Origin of the sequence: Stenotrophomonas sp. GD03654 (assembly GCF_029845105.1) — a bacterium.
Lineage (GTDB): Bacteria > Pseudomonadota > Gammaproteobacteria > Xanthomonadales > Xanthomonadaceae > Stenotrophomonas > Stenotrophomonas africana.
The window spans coordinates 44,168-61,164 of record NZ_JAOCLC010000028.1 but is presented as its reverse complement, the minus strand read 5'-3'; the positions used below and the strand labels follow the sequence as shown (position 1 = coordinate 61,164).

General features: G+C 67.5%; 15 protein-coding genes. 6 read left to right on the top strand and 9 right to left on the bottom strand.

Going from position 1 to position 16,997, the window contains the following annotated elements; all coding sequences use genetic code 11:
* From N5J73_RS12150 to N5J73_RS12140, 3 genes are all read right to left on the bottom strand, one after another.
* A partial coding sequence (locus N5J73_RS12150; protein ID WP_049448732.1) for a YceI family protein occupies positions 1–570 on the bottom strand: 570 nt, incomplete at its 3' end.
* A 3-nt stretch (positions 571–573) separates the two neighbouring features.
* Positions 574–1,146 (bottom strand): cytochrome b, encoded by a 573-nt coding sequence (locus tag N5J73_RS12145; protein WP_049448736.1) that lies wholly within the window; start codon positions 1,144–1,146, stop codon positions 574–576.
* A gap of 10 nt (positions 1,147–1,156) precedes the next feature.
* Positions 1,157–1,789, bottom strand: coding sequence for a YceI family protein (locus N5J73_RS12140; protein WP_049448738.1), 633 nt, complete (start codon positions 1,787–1,789; stop codon positions 1,157–1,159).
* A gap of 165 nt (positions 1,790–1,954) precedes the next feature.
* Between N5J73_RS12140 and N5J73_RS12135 the strand changes: the two genes are divergently transcribed.
* Both N5J73_RS12135 and N5J73_RS12130 read left to right on the top strand, forming a co-directional pair.
* A complete protein-coding gene (locus N5J73_RS12135) occupies positions 1,955–5,500 on the top strand; it encodes an ATP-binding protein (protein ID WP_049448740.1) in 3,546 nt (1,181 codons plus the stop codon).
* Positions 5,501–5,595: 95 nt separating this feature from the next.
* Positions 5,596–9,123, top strand: coding sequence for a hybrid sensor histidine kinase/response regulator (locus N5J73_RS12130; RefSeq protein WP_049448742.1), 3,528 nt, complete (start codon positions 5,596–5,598; stop codon positions 9,121–9,123).
* A 517-nt stretch (positions 9,124–9,640) separates the two neighbouring features.
* Here N5J73_RS12130 and mdtD read toward each other — a convergent pair.
* The 5 genes from mdtD to N5J73_RS12105 all read right to left on the bottom strand — a co-directional run bounded on the left by mdtD (position 9,641) and on the right by N5J73_RS12105 (position 14,210).
* Positions 9,641–11,050 carry a multidrug transporter subunit MdtD gene (gene mdtD, locus N5J73_RS12125; RefSeq protein WP_049444752.1) on the bottom strand — a complete coding sequence of 470 codons (1,410 nt, stop codon included), beginning with the start codon at positions 11,048–11,050 and terminating at the stop codon, positions 9,641–9,643.
* A gap of 92 nt (positions 11,051–11,142) precedes the next feature.
* The gene (gene hemE / locus N5J73_RS12120; protein WP_049444750.1) at positions 11,143–12,225 is read right to left on the bottom strand and encodes a uroporphyrinogen decarboxylase; all 1,083 of its coding nucleotides are present in this window, start codon (positions 12,223–12,225) and stop codon (positions 11,143–11,145) included.
* Positions 12,226–12,251: 26 nt separating this feature from the next.
* Complete coding sequence (locus N5J73_RS12115; protein WP_049444748.1) at positions 12,252–12,491, bottom strand: WGR domain-containing protein; 240 nt, start codon at positions 12,489–12,491, stop codon at positions 12,252–12,254.
* Positions 12,492–12,558: 67 nt separating this feature from the next.
* A complete protein-coding gene (gene aroB, locus N5J73_RS12110; RefSeq protein WP_049444746.1) occupies positions 12,559–13,671 on the bottom strand; it encodes a 3-dehydroquinate synthase in 1,113 nt (370 codons plus the stop codon).
* Positions 13,668–14,210, bottom strand: coding sequence for a shikimate kinase (locus N5J73_RS12105; RefSeq protein WP_049444744.1), 543 nt, complete (start codon positions 14,208–14,210; stop codon positions 13,668–13,670). The genes aroB and N5J73_RS12105 overlap by 4 nt, the downstream gene beginning before the upstream one ends.
* A gap of 98 nt (positions 14,211–14,308) precedes the next feature.
* Here N5J73_RS12105 and N5J73_RS12100 point away from each other — a divergent pair, with 98 nt between their 5' ends.
* Positions 14,309–14,512 (top strand): dodecin family protein, encoded by a 204-nt coding sequence (locus N5J73_RS12100; RefSeq protein ID WP_005410663.1) that lies wholly within the window; start codon positions 14,309–14,311, stop codon positions 14,510–14,512.
* A gap of 6 nt (positions 14,513–14,518) precedes the next feature.
* Here N5J73_RS12100 and N5J73_RS12095 read toward each other — a convergent pair whose 3' ends face one another.
* Positions 14,519–15,346: a kinase gene (locus N5J73_RS12095; protein WP_049444742.1), complete on the bottom strand. Its 828-nt coding sequence runs from the start codon at positions 15,344–15,346 to the stop codon at positions 14,519–14,521.
* A gap of 40 nt (positions 15,347–15,386) precedes the next feature.
* Here N5J73_RS12095 and pdxH point away from each other — a divergent pair, with 40 nt between their 5' ends.
* From pdxH to N5J73_RS12080, 3 genes are all read left to right on the top strand, one after another.
* Entirely contained in the window at positions 15,387–15,986 is a 600-nt protein-coding gene (pdxH, locus tag N5J73_RS12090; protein ID WP_049444740.1) for a pyridoxamine 5'-phosphate oxidase, read from the top strand.
* Positions 15,987–15,995: 9 nt separating this feature from the next.
* The gene (locus tag N5J73_RS12085) at positions 15,996–16,355 is read left to right on the top strand and encodes a hypothetical protein (RefSeq protein ID WP_049444738.1); all 360 of its coding nucleotides are present in this window, start codon (positions 15,996–15,998) and stop codon (positions 16,353–16,355) included.
* A gap of 161 nt (positions 16,356–16,516) precedes the next feature.
* Positions 16,517–16,978, top strand: a complete 462-nt coding sequence (locus N5J73_RS12080) for a DoxX family protein (RefSeq protein WP_049444736.1) — start codon at positions 16,517–16,519, stop codon at positions 16,976–16,978.
* Positions 16,979–16,997: the final 19 nt, after the last annotated feature.

Sequence of the window (16,997 nt, the reverse complement as noted above, 5' to 3'; positions counted from 1 at the left end):
TTTCGCGTCGAACTTCACGATCGTGCTGATCGCGGTCTCATCCGGGATGGTCTTGGTGTCGGCCCAGTCACCGCTGCCGACGCCGAAGTCCAGGCGCTTGACCGTGGCCTTGCCGGTCAACACCGGCTGGGTGCCCGGCTTCCAGGTGAAGGTGAGGGTGACCGGCTTGCTGACGCCGCGCAGTTCCAGCGTGCCGTCCGCAGCGAACTGGTCATTGCCCACCGCGCGGAAGCCCTTGGCGGTGTAGCGCGCGGTGGCGAACTTGCCGACGTTGAAGAAGTCGGCGGTCTGCAGGGTCGAATCGCGGTCGCTGTTGCCACTCTTGGCACTGGCCAGCGGGATCACCACGTCCAGCGAGCCCGCGGCCGGGTTGGCCGGGTCGAAGCTGAGCTTGGTGGCAAAGCCCGGGAAGCTGCCGGTGAACACTTCACCGTCGTACTTGGTGGCGAACACCAGGATCGAGCCGGCGCCGGGCGCCTGCGCATAGTCGGCGGCGAACGCCGGAGCGGTGGCCAGCATGCCGGCCAGGGCGGCGGCCACGGCGGCCGGGGTGGTCAGTTTCAGGTTCATCGGTCAGTCCTTGTGAGGAGAGGCGAGCCAGCCACGCGGCAACATGCGGGACAAGGTCGCATCGCGCTGGAACAGGTGGTGGTAGAAGGCGGCACCGGCATGGGCCAGCACCACCGCGATCAACAGCCAGAAGCCGTATTCGTGGATGGCGTGGGAGACGGCAACGACCTGCGGGTCCGGGCCGCTCAGCTTGGGAACATCAACCAGGCCGAACCAGCGGAACGGGCGCAGGCCGCTGGCCGAGTCGTACAGCCAGCCCGACAGCGGGATTGCGAACATCAGCACATACAACAGCACGTGGGTGGCACTGGCGATGCGTTCCTGCCAGCTGGGCACGCCCGGTACCGGCTTCGGTGCACCGGCATACAGGCGCCAGCCCAGGCGGAACAGCACCAGCGCCAGCACGGTGATGCCAATCGACTTGTGTGCGGTGTAGACCCAGAAGTACTTGGGGGTCTTGGGCAGTTCGCCCATGGTCAGGCCGACCACGCCCAGGGCGAGGATCAGCAATGCGATCAACCAATGCAGGATCTGGCTGACACTCCCCCAGGCGGCGGGGGTGTTCTTGGCGGTCATGAAGGGTCCTCTAGGGGGCCGTCTTGGGGTGGGAGTGTGGAACGGGAGCGGGAGTTCCCGGGGCGTCGCTGCGGTCGAGGGTGGCTTCAGCCTCGATCCTCAGCTGTACTGCATCACCGATGACGCCCGGCCAGGCGGTGATGCCGAACGCGCGCCGGCTCAGCGTGGTGCTGGCGGAAAAACCGGCGGTGCGTCGGAACGGGGGGAGGGGGTAGCGCTTGATGGCGTTGAGGGTCACGTCCAGCGTGATCTCCTGGCTGACCCCGCGCAGGGTCAGGGTGCCGATCACGTGGGCGCGTCTGGCATCGATCGGTTCGACCCGGCTGGAGACGAAGTGTGCCTTCGGGAAACGCTCACCATCCAGCAGGCTGCGCGCCAGCGTGGCCTGGTTCCATTTGGCATCACCAAGGTCCAATCGCGACACGGGAACCTCGACGTCCAGTGTGGCTTCGCGCCAGTTGTCGGGATCGAACTGCAGGCGTCCTTCACTGCCGGAGACCGCGCCCATCGCCTGCGAGTAACCCGCGTGGTCGATGGTGAACAGCACACGGGTATGCACCGGATCGAGGCGATAGGTATCTGCATCCGCCCAGGCGGGCGCGGTGGCAAGCAGCATCGGCAGCAGGGCCAGGCTGGGACGCATCGATGGCGGGCTCCGGAAGGGGGACGCTGTGATCATACGCACAGGCCCCTGCCAACGATGCGTGCATGGCTGCAACAGTTCGTGGTGGGTCTATCGGTGGAAACAGGCTGTTGCAGTCATGAACCCAGCCCTGTGTGACAATCGGACCAGGACAGGGGGTTCAGGATGACGAGCAGCTGGCGCCTGTGGTGTCGAGGCATCGTGGGCATGGGGCTGTTGCTGATGGCGTTGGCCACTGCAGCTGCGGCCCCGGACATGGCAGAAACACCGCGCCTGCGCCGTTTCGGTGCCGCCGAAGGCATGCCCTCGCGCATGGTGCTGGCGTTGGCCGAGGATCGCCAGGGGCATATCTGGGCGGCCACCGACGGCGGCCTGGTGCGCTATGACGGGGGCGCCCTGCGGGTCTGGGAACACGACCCCGAGCAGCCGGGCTCGCTGCCCGGCAATGAGATCGAGACCCTGCTGGTCGATCCCCTGGATCGCGTCTGGGTCGGCATCAATGGCAAGGGCGTGGCCCGGTTGGATGCCGACCGCGAACGCTTCAAGACCTTCGATGCGGTCAACGGCCCCTGCATGAGCCAGTTCTGGACGCTGGCCTACGCCGAGGATGCGCTTTGGATCGGCACCAGCAGCCAGGGGGTCTGCCGGTTCGGAGAGGACGGTAGCCTGCGCTTCTTCAAGCACGACCCGACCCGCATGGACGGCCTGCCCAGCAACACCATCTACAGCAGCCTGGTTGACGCGCAGGGGCGGCTGTGGATCGGCACCGAGAGCGGGGTGGCGCGCTGGAACGGCCGTGGGTTCGAGTCCGTGGCAGCGCGTGAGCTGGGCGCGTTGAGCGTGCTGCGGATGAGCCGTGATCCGGATGGCTCGATCTGGATCGGCAGCCAGAACGACGGGCTGTACCGCATCGATGCACAAGACCGGGTCAGCCGTCCGCGCTGGAGCGACAGCGCCCGCCTGCGTTCGGCGCTGGTGCTGGCCGATCGCCAGGGAGGCTACTGGGCGGGCACGTCCGACGGCCTGCTGCGCGGCGACGCCAGCGCACTGCGGCGGCTCGAGGGCGACCGCGGCAGCGGCTTCCTCACTGCCCAGAGCGGCGTGCTTGATCTGCTGCAGGACCACGAGGGCGGATTGTGGGTGGCGCTGCTGACCCAGGGCCTGGCCTACCTGCCGCCGGACTGGCGCCGGTTTTCGATCTGGAACCAGCTTGATGGCAAGCCGCTGGACAGCCAGTACCTGCTGAGTGCAGCCAGCGATGACCAGAATTACTACGTCGGCTCGGCACATGGCGTGTACCAGCTGGACGCGCAGGGAGCACTGAAGTTGCTGGCCAGCGATCGCGAGATCGGCAGCGGGGCAGTGTGGTCGGTGCTGCCGCGGCCGGGTGGGCGCCTGTGGCTGGGGCGTGCCGGCCGTATCAGCGTGTATGACCCAGCGACACGCGCGCTGCATGACTGGCACATCGAGGGGGGAGCCGACCTGCGCCAGCGCATCGACCTGATGCGCCAGGCACCCGACGGAACGATCTGGCTTTCGGTGATGAACCTGGGCCTGCAGCAGCGCAGTGCCGACGGCCGTGTGCTGCGCAGCTATCCGCTGGACGACTTCCGCAAGTCGGCCGATTCGCCTATCGAGCAGATCCGTTTCGACGCCCAGGGCAAGGTCTGGGTAATGGGCGACATGGGTCTCTGGCGCGAACAGGCCGGACGCTTCGAGCCGGTGCCGGGGGTCTCCCGTGGTCTGATCTACGATCTGGTGTGGATTGATCCGCAACAACTGTGGCTGGCCCGCCAGGGCGCGCTCGAGCGCTACCAGTGGGATGGCATGAGCCTGCGCCTGATCCAGCGCGTCGATGGAAGCGCCGGCGTGCCGCCAGTCAGCATGGGGGGCCTGGCGCTGGCCGACAACGGCCGCCTGTGGGCGACCACGCCGCGCGGTCTGCTGCGCTGGGATCCCAAGGCACGACGCCTGCAGTTGTTCAATGAACGCGATGGCCTTTCCGATGCCGAATTCACCAGCCGACCACCGGCGGTGAATGCCGATGGACGTGTGCTTGCGGTTGCCCAGACCGGCCTGGTGGCCTTCGACGTGAATGCCTCCGACGTTGTGTTGCCGGAATCATCGCTGGTGATCGCCGAGGTCCGCGTGCGCCGCGACGATGCGCGTGGCTGGCAGCCGCTGCCGAACACCGGCACGTTGCTGTTGGGACCGGATGATCGTGATCTGCAGATCGACGCCCGACTCCTGTCGTACGCCAACCCGCAGGGCAACCGCTACCGCTTCCAGGTACGCGGTTACGACCAGAACTGGGTGGAGCAGGGCGGTGACGGCCAGCGCACGCTTTCCCGGTTGCCCACCGGCAGCTATCTCATCGAAGTGCAGGCAGCCACCTCCAGTGGCGCATGGACGCCATCGCAGCAACTTCAGGTGAAGGTGCTTCCGCCCTGGTGGCGCAGCGGCATGGCGATCTTCGGCTACATTTTGATCGGCTCGCTGCTGCTGCTTATCCTGGTGTGGTCGATCCGGGCGCGCCTGCGTCGCCGCCAGCAATGGCAGTTGACCGTGCACAAGCAGGAATTGGCCGAACAGGCCTCGCAGGCCAAGAGCCGGTTCCTTGCCACGCTGGGCCATGAGGTGCGCACGCCGATGACCGGCGTACTTGGCATGAGCGAGCTGCTGCTGGCCACGCCGCTGGACCCGGTGCAGCGCAGCTACGCCGGTTCGATCCAGCAGGCCGGCAGCCATCTGCTGCGCCTGGTGAACGATGCGCTGGACCTCGCGCGCATCGAGGCCGGTCGATTGGAGCTGGACCTGCACCCGTTCGACCTGGTGGGCCTGCTCGACCAGGTACAGGCACTGATGCAGCCGATGGCGACGCAGCGCAAGCTGGAGTTCCAGCGTGGCGAAGATCCGCCTGGACCGATCAGTGTCAGCGGTGATGAGATGCGCGTGCGGCAGATCCTGCTCAATCTGCTGGGCAACGCGATCAAGTTCACCGAGCGCGGCCATGTTGGCCTGGCAGTGCGCCTGGAGGAGAACGGCGGTGGCCTTTGCTTCGAGGTGCATGACAGTGGCCCAGGCATCAATGCCGAGCAGCAGGATCGCCTGTTCCACCGCTTCGAACAGGCCGATGGCCCTCGTACGGCATCGCGCTACGGCGGCAGCGGGCTGGGCCTGGCGATCTGCCAGGAGCTGGCCGTGGCGATGGGCGGGCGCATCGAAGTGGACAGCCAACCGGGCAAGGGCGCGCGCTTCCGGGTACGGTTGCCGCTGCCCTGGACACGGCAGCCCGCCGTCGCAGCGGGCGATGTTCCGGCGCAGCCGAACCTGCCGCCGCTGCGCATCCTGCTGGTCGAGGACGATGTCACCGTGGCCGAGGTCATCGCGGGCCTGTTGCGCGGCCGCGGTCATGACGTGGTACACGTTCTGCATGGCCTGGGCGCGCTGTCGGAGATCGCCACCGATGGCTTCGACGTGGGCCTGCTCGATCTCGATCTGCCGGCGCTGGACGGCACCGCCATTGCCCGCCAACTGCGTGCCCTGGGGTACGAGCTGCCGTTGGTCGCGGTGACTGCCCGTTCCGATGCCTATGCCGAATCGCAGGTTCTGGCTGCCGGCTTCGATGGCTTCCTGCGCAAACCGGTTACCGGCGACATGCTGGTAGCGGCAATCGTCCAGGCCCGTGCAAAGCGACAGACGGCAACGTGAAAGCGTCGGCGCCTGGCGTGAACGGCGCTACTTTCGGTTTACCATGCCGACGCCCGCAGCGCGGGAATCATCAGGGCAGCGTGAGGAGGCAATCGGTGGTGTATCTGCGGGCGGCGATGCTGCTGCTGGTCCTGCTGTGCTGCCTGTCACCCGCTGCCGCGCAGCCGGTGCCGCCAAGCCCGCGCCAGGTGACGGTGTTCGACGGCCTGCCGTCCAACACTGTCAATCGGATGGCCGAAGATCGCTACGGCTACCTGTGGATCGCTACCAACGATGGCCTGGCCCGCTACGACGGGCGCAACTACCGGATCTGGCGTTCGGAGGACGGTCTGCGCGACAACCGCATCTGGACGGTACTGGTCGATGCGCGCAACCAGCTCTGGATCGGCACAGAGAATGCAGGCCTGGTGCGGATGTCGGCCGATCGCCGCCAACTGCATTTCTACGATCGCAGCAGCCAGCCGTTGATGGGCACCAACACGGTCTGGAGCCTGGCGACCACGCCGGACGGTTCGATCTGGTTCGGCACCCACGAGGGCGGGTTGTACCGCCTGGACAACCAGGACCGCCTGCAGCGTTTCCTGCCGGAAGCCAACAATCCGCGCAGTCTGCCGGCGGCATCGGTTCCGTATCTGGCGACACTGGCTGACGGCAGTCTGTGGGTTGGAACCAAGCACGGCGTTGCGCGCTGGACCGGCACCGATTTCGAGCGCATCGGCACCGACCTCATCCCCAGCCTCCTGATCAATGGCCTGACCGCCGAGCCCGACGGCAGCCTGTGGATCAGTACGATGGCCGGAGCCATCGTGCGCCGCCCCGATGGTCGCTTCGAAGCGCCGCCGTGGAAGCTGCCCGAGGGCGAGCAGGTGCTGGGCATGATGCTGCGCGATGAACAGGCCGGGTACTGGCTGGACACCCGCACAGGCCTCGGCCGTGCAGTCGACGGCCAGTACCAGACCGTCCCGTTGTACAGCGCGGTGGCACGCGGCCCGGTGCGACCGAACTGGACTGGCGCCTACGAGGACCGTGAAGGCGGCATCTGGTTGGCCAGCACCAATGCCGGGCTGTGGCACCTGCTGCCCCGCTGGTGGCAGTTCTCGGTGCTGTCGCGGCTGGAGGACGACCCCCGCTCGCTGCGCAACGCTTTCGTGCTGGGCACCAGCCCATCCAGCAATGGCGGCATCTGGACAGTAGGCAGCCATGGTGCGCTGGACCGCTTCGACCCGAACACCGGCAAGGTCGAGCAGCACCGTACCTGGGTGAACGGAATGCACTGGCTGACGTCGGTGCGCGAGGACCGCCGCGGACAGGTCTGGATCGGCTCGAATGACGCCCTGCTGCGTTACGACCCGAAGCGGCGCGATCTGCGACGCTGGGGCCGTGATGCCGGTGCCGACGCAACCATGGAAGGCGTCATCGAATCGATGACGACCTGTGACGGCGACAGCCTCTGGCTGATGCTGTCGTCGGGCCTGCAGCAGCGCGACCTCGATGGGCGCCTGCGTCGCCAGCTCAACAATGGCCAGCGTGGTCTGCAGCAGGGGCAGCTCAATCTTGATGTGGAATGCGGGCCGCAGGACCATGTGTGGCTGGCCAGCAGCCGCGGCCTGCTGCAGTGGTTGCCGGAAAGCGAGCGCTTCCAGCCGGTGCCGGGGGCTCCGGCGACCGCGATCCATGCCTTGCACGTCGGTCGTGATGGCCAGGTCTGGCTGTCCGAAGATGGGCGCCTGTCGCGCTATCGCTGGAGCCAGGGGCGGCTGGAACGGCAGACCGTGGTCGGCGCCGAGCAGGGCTACCCGGCGATCTCGGCGTCCGGGCTGGTGGTCGACGCGCAGGGCGTGGCCTGGGCGACCAGCGCGCGCGGCCTGGTGCGGGTCGGTGCCGATGGCCAGAGCGTGCGCCTGTATGGTGTGCACGATGGCCTGCCCAGCCAGGAGTTCCGCGAGCACACGCTGGTGATGTCGGGGGACGGCCATCTGGTAGCCGGCACGCCGGCTGGCGTGGTGGTGTTCGACCCGGAACAGGTGCGGCCCTCGGTACGGCGCGCGCCGCTGGTGATCGAACGGGTCGAAGTCCGCCGCAACGAGCAGGTGCTGGACCTGACCCATGACACGCCGTTGCAGATCGCCGATGGCGACCGTGACCTGCGCATCGTCGCGCGGCTGCTGTCGTTCGCCGATTCTGCCTCCAACAGCTACCGCTACCGGCTGGCCGGCTATGACCCCGATTGGGTGGAAGTGGGGCCCGCCGGCGAGCGTCTTTTCTCGCGCCTGGCCCCGGGCAGCTATCGCCTGGAAGTCCAGGCGCGCTCGGCCGACCACGTCTGGTCGCGGGTGCAGAGCCTGGAGTTCCGCGTGCAGCCGCCGTGGTGGCGCAGCCTGTCCGGGTTGCTGGTACTGGCTTCCATCGCACTGCTGCTGACCAGTTGGTTTGCCTGGCTGTACCGCCGCCGCCTGCAGCGTCGCCACGCCTATCAACTGGCATTGCACAAGCAGGAACTGGCCGAGCAGGCATCGGCGGCCAAGACCCGTTTCCTCGCCAATCTTGGCCACGAGATACGTACGCCGATGACCGGTGTGCTCGGCATGAGCGAACTGTTGTTGGCCTCGCCGCTGGATCCACAGCAGCGCGGTTATACGCAGTCGATCCGTCACGCTGGCGAACATCTGCTGCACCTGGTCAACGATGCGCTGGACCTGGCACGTATCGAGTCCGGGCGACTGGAACTGCAGTCCAAGCCGTTCGCGCTGAGCTGCCTGCTGCAGGATCTGGCGGCGCTGATGGGGCCGCTGGCCGCACAGAAGGGCCTGCGCTTCACCCTCGACAACCAGCTGCCGCCTGGCCTGCAGGCCACGGGAGACTCGATGCGGGTGCGGCAGATCCTGCTCAACCTGCTCTCGAATGCGGTGAAGTTCACCAGCCGCGGCACCATCACCCTGCATGCGCGCAGCGACGCTGAGCTGCGCGCGCTGCATTTCGAAGTGCGTGACACCGGTCCGGGCATCAGTCAGGAACAGCAGCAGCGTCTGTTCCGCCGTTTCGAGCAGGCCGACGGCGCCCGCACTGCCGCGCAGTACGGCGGCAGCGGTCTGGGCCTGGCGATCTGCCGCGAACTGGCACAGGCAATGCAGGGGCGTATCCAGGTGGAGAGCCAGCTGGGCCGAGGCACCTGCTTCGGCGTGACGCTGCCGTTGCCGCTGGTGGTCGATGCCAATGCCGAAGCGGATGGCGAAACGCACCGCGAGGACGCGGCCAACATGCCGCCACTGCGGGTGCTGCTGGTCGAGGATGACGCGACCGTGGCCGACGTGGTGCGCGGCCTGCTGAGTGCGCGTGGGCATGAGGTGGTGCATGCGGGCCATGCGCTGGCGGCGCTGCGTGAAATCAGTGCCGGCGATTTCGACGTCGGCCTGCTGGACCTGGACCTGCCCGGCCTGAGCGGTTTCGAACTGGCCCAGCACCTGCGCAACCAGGGCTACATGCTGCCGCTGCTGGCAGTGACCGCGCGGACCGATCCGGACCTGCAGCAGCAGGTGGAAGCGGCAGGCATCGGTGGCTTCCTGCGCAAGCCGGTGACCGGTGAGCTGCTGGTGGAAGCGATCGCCCGGGTGATGGGCAGGTAGGGGTTCGGCAGGGCCTGCGGCCCTGCACCCGCTACACGCAACGGCAACAGCTGAAGCAACAGCCGAAGCAAAAGCTGGCTTCCTGTGGGATGGCGGGGTGGATCCGGTGGCGGGAGACGCCGTAAACCCATCCATGGGGGCTTGGCCGCGGCATCCATGCCGCGGACACTCCCGCCACCGGACCCACCCCGCCTTCGACAGAATCCTGCGATCTGCGGTAGATCCACGCCATGCGTGGATGCGTTTCGATTTCAATTCGAAATATTCGATCTCGATGGAGATTCATCCATGCATGGCGTGGATCTACAGGCCACCGGGAAACTGTCGAAGGCGGGGTGCTGTGGGTTTGCGGGGTGTGAGCCGCATGGATGCGGCGACCAAGCCCCCATGGACGGGTTCACGGCGGCCCCGCAAACCCACGGTACCCCGCCATCCCACGGAATTCTGCTTTGGCTGTTGCTTCAGCTGTTGCCGTTGCGTGTAGCGGGTGCAGGGCCGCAGGCCCTGCCGAACCCCCTTATTCCGCTACGTGCTCGACCTGCCGTGGCTCCGGCTTGGTATCGGGCAGCTGCCAGAAGATCATCGTCGAGGTCAGGGTAATCGCGCCCACGCACAGGAACGTCGCATGCAGCGCCGCGGTCGCGCTGTTGCTGTCCAGGTGATTGCCGAACGCGGCCAGCAGGCTGCCGGCTGCAGCTGCACCGAAACCGGCGGCGAGCATCATCACCATCGACAGCAGGCTGTTGCCGGAACTGGCGAACTCGCGGTCCAGGTCACGCAGGGTCACCGTGTTCATCACAGTGAACTGCAGCGAATTGACCGCACCGAAGAAGGCCAGCTGCAGCAGGCGCCAGGCCAGGTGCTGGCCGGGTGTCATCAGGATGAAGCTGGCCATCGCCAGGCCCACCAGCACGGTGTTGACCATCAGCACGCGGCGGTAGCCGTAGTGCTCCACCAGCTTCACTGCCAGCTTCTTCGATACCATGCCGGCGGCTGCCACCGGCACCATCATCAGGCCGGCGTTCATCGGGCCCAGGCCCAGGCCGACCTGCAGCAGCAACGGGATCAGCATTGGCATGGCGCTGCTGCCGATGCGCGAGAACAGGTTGCCGAGGATGCCAATGCGGTAGCTGGGTACGCGGAACAGTGCCAGCGAGAACAACGGCGCCGTCGAATTGGCCGCGTGCAGCCAGTAACCCACCAGCGCCGCCAGGCCGGCCACGGTCATCAGCATCACCAGCGCATGTGGCGTTCCGAGCCCGGAGATGCCGTCCAGTGCCAACGACAGCACCACCATCGCGAAGGCCAGCATGATGTAGCCACGCAGGTCGAAACGGGTGCGATGGCTGGCGTAGTGGTCGGGCATGATCTTCATCGCGGCGATGAAACCGATCACGCCGATCGGCAGGTTGATCAGGAACACCCAGTGCCACGACGCGATTTCGACCAGCCAGCCGCCCAGCGTCGGGCCGATCAGCGGGCCGACCAGGGCCGGGATGGCGATGAAGCTCATCGCGCGCAGGAAATCTTCGCGCGGTACCGAGCGCATCACCGCCAGCCGACCGACCGGCAGCAGCATGGCACCGCCGATGCCCTGTAGCACGCGCGCACCAACCAGCTGGTGCAGGTGCTGGGCCAGTGCGCAGGCCAGCGAGCCAAGCGTGAACAGGATGATCGCCACCAGGAAGGTGCGACGGGTGCCGTAGCGGTCTGCGATCCAGCCGGAGGCGGGAATGAAGGTGGCCACCGCCAGCGCGTAGCTGAACACCACCGACTGCATCTGCAGCGGGCTTTCGCCCAGGCTGGCGGCCATCGCCGGCAAGGCCGTGTTGACGATGGTCGAGTCCAGCATCTGCATGAAGATCGCCAACGAAACCAGCCACAGCAGAGGGCGCTGGCGGTTGTAGGTCGATGGCGATGTGGACATGGGGTGCGGCCGGTGCAGCGTGGGGGCCACCATGATCGCGCACTGCGGGTCACGGCGCGATCAACATCGCGCCGCAACCGCGTGCGCAGTGTTCAGCGCTGGCTGTGCGCGTGCACCGCGTCGACCAGCACCTGCACATGTGCCGGGTCCATGTCCGGCGACATGCCGTGGCCGAGATTGAACACATGGCCCTCGCGCGAGCCGCCGTTGCCGGCAGCATAGGTGTCGAGCACGCGCGCGGCGGCTGCGGCGATTGCATCCGGCGAGGCGTACAGCGTGGTCGGGTCAAGGTTGCCCTGCAGGGCGACGCGGCCACCGGTACGGCGCATCGCCTCGTCCAGGTCCAGCGTCCAGTCCAGGCCGAGCGCATCGGCGCCGGTCTGCGACAGCGCTTCCAGGTGCAGGCCGGTGCCCTTGCCGAACAGGATCAGCGGCGTGCGCTCGCTGCCTTCGCCGCGCTCCAGGCCCTCGGCGATACGCTGCAGGTAACGCAGCGAGAACTCGCGGTACATCGCCGGCGACAGCACGCCGCCCCAGGTGTCGAACACCTGCAGCGCCTGCGCGCCGGCCGCGCGCTGCGCGCCCAGGTACGCAATCACCGCGTCGGTGGTGACCTCCAGCAGGCGGTGCAGGGCCTGCGGGTGGTTCAGTGCCATCGCCTTGATGCGCGCGAAGTCCTTGCTGCCGCCGCCTTCCACCATGTAGCAGGCCAGTGTCCACGGGCTGCCGGAGAAGCCGATCAGCGGCACCTGGCCGTCCAGCTCGCGGCGGATCAGGCGCACCGCGTCCATCACATAGCGCAGGTCCTGTTCCATGTCCGGCACCGCCAGCTTGGCGATGGCCGCTTCATCACGTACCGGGTGACGGAACTTCGGGCCTTCGCCTTCGACGAAGTACAGCTCCAGGCCCATCGCATCGGGAATGGTGAGGATGTCCGAGAACAGAATGGCCGCGTCCAAGGGGAACCGGCGCAGCGGCTGCAGGGTGACCTCGCAGGCAATCTCCGGATTCTTGGCCATGGCCAGGAAGCTGCCGGCCTTGGCCCGGGTCGCGCGGTACTCCGGCAGGTAGCGTCCGGCCTGGCGCATCAGCCAGACGGGGGTGCAGTCCACCGGTTCGCGGCGCAGGGCGCGCAGCAGGCGATCATTGCGGAGAGGGCTGGTCACGATGGGCATTCCTTGGACGAAAGTTGGCAGCGGCGTCAGTCGCCGTGCGAAAGGATCTGGAAGCCGCGATGCAGTTCGGCATCGCGGGCTTTCTCGAAAGCATGGTGGGCTTCGTCGGCCTGCAGGAACAGCTCGCGCCGCAGCTGCGAGCGGGCACCGACGCGGCCGCTCTCGCGCAGCAGCTGCCAGCCGCCGAACAGATCCGGCTGCAGGCTCAGGCGCAGGAAGCGCGGTGCCTGCGCACCGGCGTCGGAATGTTGCAGGTAGACGTGCATGGCGCCGATTGTAGCGGGGCCAGGGTGACCCCGGCCGCAACGCGGTCGTGCCGGCGGCTGGCCGGCACTACCGGGACGACAGCACCTTCAGCACCACCGCCTCATCCACATCCGGCACCACTTCGGCGCGGCCCATGCCGCGCCACAGCACCAGGCGCAGGCGGCCGGCCACGTTCTTCTTGTCCAGCCGCATGCGGCCGAGCAGGGCCTGCGGGTCCAGCCCGGCCGGGATCGCCACCGGCAGGCCGAGGTGTTCCAGCAGCGCCTGCAGGCGGGCGCGGTCGGCATCCTCGGCCAGGCCGAGCTCGGTGGACAGCCTTGCGGCCAGCACCATGCCGACCGCTACGGCTTCGCCATGGTTCAGCGCGTCGCGGCCCGGGGCCGCGTAGCCCTGCTCGGTCTCGATGGCATGGCCGAAGGTATGGCCGAGGTTGAGCAGGGCGCGCTCGCCCTTCTCGAACGGATCGCGCTCGACGATGGCGGCCTTGTGCCGGCAGCTGCGCGCGATGGCTTCCGAAAGCACGTTGTCTTCGCCGGCCAGCAGCGCATCGGCATGCTGCTGCAGCCATTCGAAGAACACGGCATCACCCAGCGCGCCGTACTTCACCACTTCGGCCAGGCCAGCACGCAGCTCGCGCGGCGGCAGGGTGGCCAGCACGCGGGTATCGGCGATGACCGCGCGCGGTGGATGGAACGCGCCAACCAGGTTCTTGCCGGCCGGAATGTCGACCGCGGTCTTGCCGCCTACCGACGAATCGACCATCGCCAACAAGGTGGTCGGCAGTTGCACGCAGTCCACGCCGCGCATCCAGCAGGCGGCGGCAAAACCGGCGAGGTCACCGACCACGCCGCCACCGAGGGCGAACACGCAGGCGTCGCGGGTGGCGCCGAGTGCGGCCAGCGCTTCGATCGCGCGGCCGAATTCAGCCAGGGTCTTGGAGGCTTCGCCGGCGGCCAGCACGTGCTCGCCGACGATCAGGTCGGGGCGGGCAGCCAACAGCGTCTGCTTGACCGACGCCAGATAGCGCGGGGCCACTTCGCTGTCGCTGAGCAGCAGCACGTGGCGGCCGCGAACATGCGAGGCCAGTGCAGCACCATCGGCCTGGGCTCCGGCGCCGATGGTGATGGAGTAGGGGCGGTCGCCGCCAACGGCGACCTGCAGCAGGGCGGGGGAAGTCATGCGGTCAGGTCCTGGCGCTGCCATTGCGTGGCCAGCTTGACCACCAGGTGGGCGGTCGCGTCGGCAGCGGTATACGGGTCGGTATCAAGGGTGAGGTCGGCCAGTTCGCGGTACAGCGGGTCGCGGTGTGCGGCAAGATCGTGCAGCACCTGCTCGCGGTCCGGGCGCTGCAGCAGCGGCCGGCCCTTGTCGCGGGCCAGGCGTTCCAGCTGCGCGGCCACGCTGACCCGCAGGTAGACCACGAAGCCGCGTTGGGCGATCAGTGCACGGTTGTCCGGATCCAGCACCGCGCCGCCACCGGTGGAGACCAGCTGGCCGCGACCTCCCAGCACGCGGGCAAGCGCCTCGCGTTCATGGCTGCGGAAGCCGGCTTCGCCGGAGTGCTCGAAAATGGCCGGAATGCTGGCGCCGGTGGCATCGACGATGGCCTGGTCGACATCGACGAAGTCCAGCGTGAAGCGCTCGGCCAGGCGGCGGCCGATGCAGGTTTTGCCGGCGCCCATCGGGCCGATCAGGATCAGGTTCGGAGCAGGATTCATGCCCTGTGATGCTAACACCTCCGTGCCCTGGCCTTTACGTCCTTCACGTCAGGGTAGGCGTTCCTGCGGGGTTTCCCGCGCCAACCGGAGTACAGGCCATGACGGTCGCCAAGGTTATCGAAATCACCGCCTCCTCGCCGAAGAGCGTGGAGGACGCCGTGCGCAGCGGTCTGAAGAAGGTCTCCGAGACGGTCAAGGGCATCCAGGGCGCCTGGGTGAACGAGACCAAGGTGGTCACCAATGGCAGCGGCGAAATCACCGAATGGCGGGTCAACCTGCGGGTAACCTTCCTGGTGGAATAGGCGCGCTCAGCGCACGTCCTGCACCTGTCGCTGGCCGTCCAGCATCACTACGTGGTCGGCCAGGGCGGGCAGGGTAGCCAGCGCCTGCCGGCTGACCCGTTCGTAGTACTGCACGAAGCGCTCCAGCTGCGGCCGGCTCATGCCGTGCCGGCCCGGCTGCGCGGCCTGCAGGTTCTGCTCCTGCTGCCACCGCCAGCGCGGTACCACCGAGAAATCCGGTGGCTGCAGGAACCACAGGCGGTCGCAGCGCTGCCACAGCGCCGGGTAGTCGCGGGCCAGCGCCTGGTTGCACCAGCGCCGCCAGCGACCATCGGCGTCGGCTTCGCGCTCCAGTGCGTTCAACGGGCTGTCCAGCGCGTCGTCATCCTGCGCAGGCGTGCCCAGGAACCAGCCTTCGAAGACCAGCAGGTCCAGCGGTTGCTGCAGCTGCGGCCAGTGGGCTTGCGGCAGGCGTTCATCGGCCAGCTTGTCGAAGCGCGGCATCGCGAACGGCTGGCGTGCGGCCACCGCGTCCAGCACTGCGTGGGCCAGCGGCAGGTCATGGGTGCCCGGCGGGCCGCGGGTGATCAGCAGCGGGTGCACCTGGCGGGCCAGTCGTTGGCGCTGTGCGCGGGTCAGGTAGACATCATCGATGGACAGCGTGGCCGCGTTCAGGCCGCGCGACTGGGCGCGCGCCACCACCTGTGCGGCCAGCGTCGATTTGCCGCTCCCCTGCAGGCCGCTGATCGCCAATACTGGAACCGCTGCACCGCTGCCCAGTGCATCGTCCAGCACCTGTTCGGCCAATGTTTCGGGGAATCCTTTCACCTGGGGCATATACGCAGCAGCGGCCATGCAGCCACAATAGCCCAATCCGTGTGAGAAGAACGCAATCATGAGCGACCTGTACGCCGAAGCCCTGTCCACGTTTGCCGACCTGTTCGAAGAAGCCAAACAGAGCCGCGAGGTCGAGCCGAACGCGATGACCGTGGCCACTGCCGATACGCACGGCCGTCCCTCGGCACGTACGGTGCTGCTGAAGGCGTTCGACGAGCGTGGTTTCGTGTTCTACACCCACCTGGACAGCCATAAGGGCCAGGAGCTGCAGGCCAATCCGCAGGCCGCGCTGTTGTTCCTGTGGCGCAGCCTGCGCGAGGCCGGTATCCAGGTGCGCATTGAAGGCCGTGTCGAGCAGGTCGCCGATGCCGAAGCCGATGCCTATTTCGCCAGCCGCCCGCGCATGAGCCAGATCGGCGCGTGGGCCTCGCAGCAGTCGAAGACGCTGGCAACGCGCGAGGAATTCGATGCGCGCGTGGCCGAGGTCGAAGCCCGCTTCGAGGGCAAGGACGTGCCGCGCCCGGAGGGCTGGAGCGGCCTGCGCGTAGTGCCCGACCGCATCGAGTTCTGGTACGGCGCGCAGTTCCGGCTGCATGAGCGCTGGTGCTATGAAGCCGGCGCCGAAGGGCGCTGGAGCAAGCGCCTGCTGTACCCGTAAGGCTGCCCGATGCAACGCCTGCCGCTGTACCGCGTGGTGGTGTTCGTGCCGTCGGCAGCACTGGATGCGGTGAAGCAGGGCATCCTGGCGGTGGACGCGCTGGCGGCCGGCGACTACGAACACGGTATGTGGTGGTCGGCGCCGGGGTTCGAGCAGTTCCGCCCGCGCGTGGGTGCGTCGCCCGTACGGGGTGAGGCGGGTTGCACCGAAGTGGTCGCCAGCGTGCGCTTGGAGTTCTGCCTGCCGCGTGATCCGCAGCGGCTGCAGCGCATCTTCGAACAGGGCATCGTGCCGCATCATCCGTGGCAGGTGCCTGTCGTGCAGGTGGAGGAGATCGAGCTTCTGCTTACCGACGCACGCTTTTTGTAGAGTCGAGCCATGCTCGACTGCTGTTGCTCTGGCGCGTAAAGCAGTCGAGCATGGCTCGACTCTACAAGAGCGGATTGTCGCATTCGGACCCATGCGCTTCATCTGCGGGCAATCAACCAACCGGCACACTCCAACGAATGTCCTCGACTTCCGGAGTTGCCATGCCCTCCTGGCGTTGCCTGTTTGCGGTGCCGCCGCCGCGTCACGGCGTGGAAGCGTTCCTGCTGTTGATCGCCCGCATCGTGGCCGGGGTGATGTTCTGCGTGTCCGGCTGGAACAAGGTGTTCACCGATGCGGGCCGAGAACGCATGGTGCATACGCTGGTCGATGCGGGGATCCCGTTCCCGGTATTCAGTGCGCCGGTGCTCGGCGGCATTGAATGGATTGCGGGCGGCCTGCTGGTGCTGGGCCTGCTCAGCCGGCCTTCGGCCCTGCTGCTGGCGGCGATCTGTGCGGTGGCGGCGCTTACCGATGGCATCGCGCGCATTCCTGCGGGGCTGAGCGTGCCGGATTGGCTGAGCTGGTTCTTCTACCTGAGCGAAGTGCCGCTGGGCGTACTGCTGCTATGGGTTGCGGCAGTGGGCAGCGGCCGGTTTGCGATAGAGGCGCGCTGGGCACGCTGACGGCACGCACCCTGTAGAG

Excerpts from the sequence above, each read along its gene's own strand:
- N5J73_RS12080 (WP_049444736.1), top strand. The coding sequence starts at position 16,517 with ATGCCCTCCTGGCGTTGCCTGTTTGCGGTGCCGCCGCCGCGTCACGGC.
- N5J73_RS12140 (WP_049448738.1), bottom strand. The coding sequence starts at position 1,789 with ATGCGTCCCAGCCTGGCCCTGCTGCCGATGCTGCTTGCCACCGCGCCC.
- N5J73_RS12145 (WP_049448736.1), bottom strand. The coding sequence starts at position 1,146 with ATGACCGCCAAGAACACCCCCGCCGCCTGGGGGAGTGTCAGCCAGATC.
- pdxH (WP_049444740.1), top strand. The coding sequence starts at position 15,387 with ATGAGCGACCTGTACGCCGAAGCCCTGTCCACGTTTGCCGACCTGTTC.
- N5J73_RS12100 (WP_005410663.1), top strand. The coding sequence starts at position 14,309 with ATGACGGTCGCCAAGGTTATCGAAATCACCGCCTCCTCGCCGAAGAGC.
- N5J73_RS12105 (WP_049444744.1), bottom strand. The coding sequence starts at position 14,210 with ATGAATCCTGCTCCGAACCTGATCCTGATCGGCCCGATGGGCGCCGGC.
- hemE (WP_049444750.1), bottom strand. The coding sequence starts at position 12,225 with ATGCCCATCGTGACCAGCCCTCTCCGCAATGATCGCCTGCTGCGCGCC.
- N5J73_RS12135 (WP_049448740.1), top strand. The coding sequence starts at position 1,955 with ATGACGAGCAGCTGGCGCCTGTGGTGTCGAGGCATCGTGGGCATGGGG.
- mdtD (WP_049444752.1), bottom strand. The coding sequence starts at position 11,050 with ATGTCCACATCGCCATCGACCTACAACCGCCAGCGCCCTCTGCTGTGG.
- N5J73_RS12095 (WP_049444742.1), bottom strand. The coding sequence starts at position 15,346 with ATGGCCGCTGCTGCGTATATGCCCCAGGTGAAAGGATTCCCCGAAACA.
- aroB (WP_049444746.1), bottom strand. The coding sequence starts at position 13,671 with ATGACTTCCCCCGCCCTGCTGCAGGTCGCCGTTGGCGGCGACCGCCCC.
- N5J73_RS12115 (WP_049444748.1), bottom strand. The coding sequence starts at position 12,491 with ATGCACGTCTACCTGCAACATTCCGACGCCGGTGCGCAGGCACCGCGC.
- N5J73_RS12085 (WP_049444738.1), top strand. The coding sequence starts at position 15,996 with ATGCAACGCCTGCCGCTGTACCGCGTGGTGGTGTTCGTGCCGTCGGCA.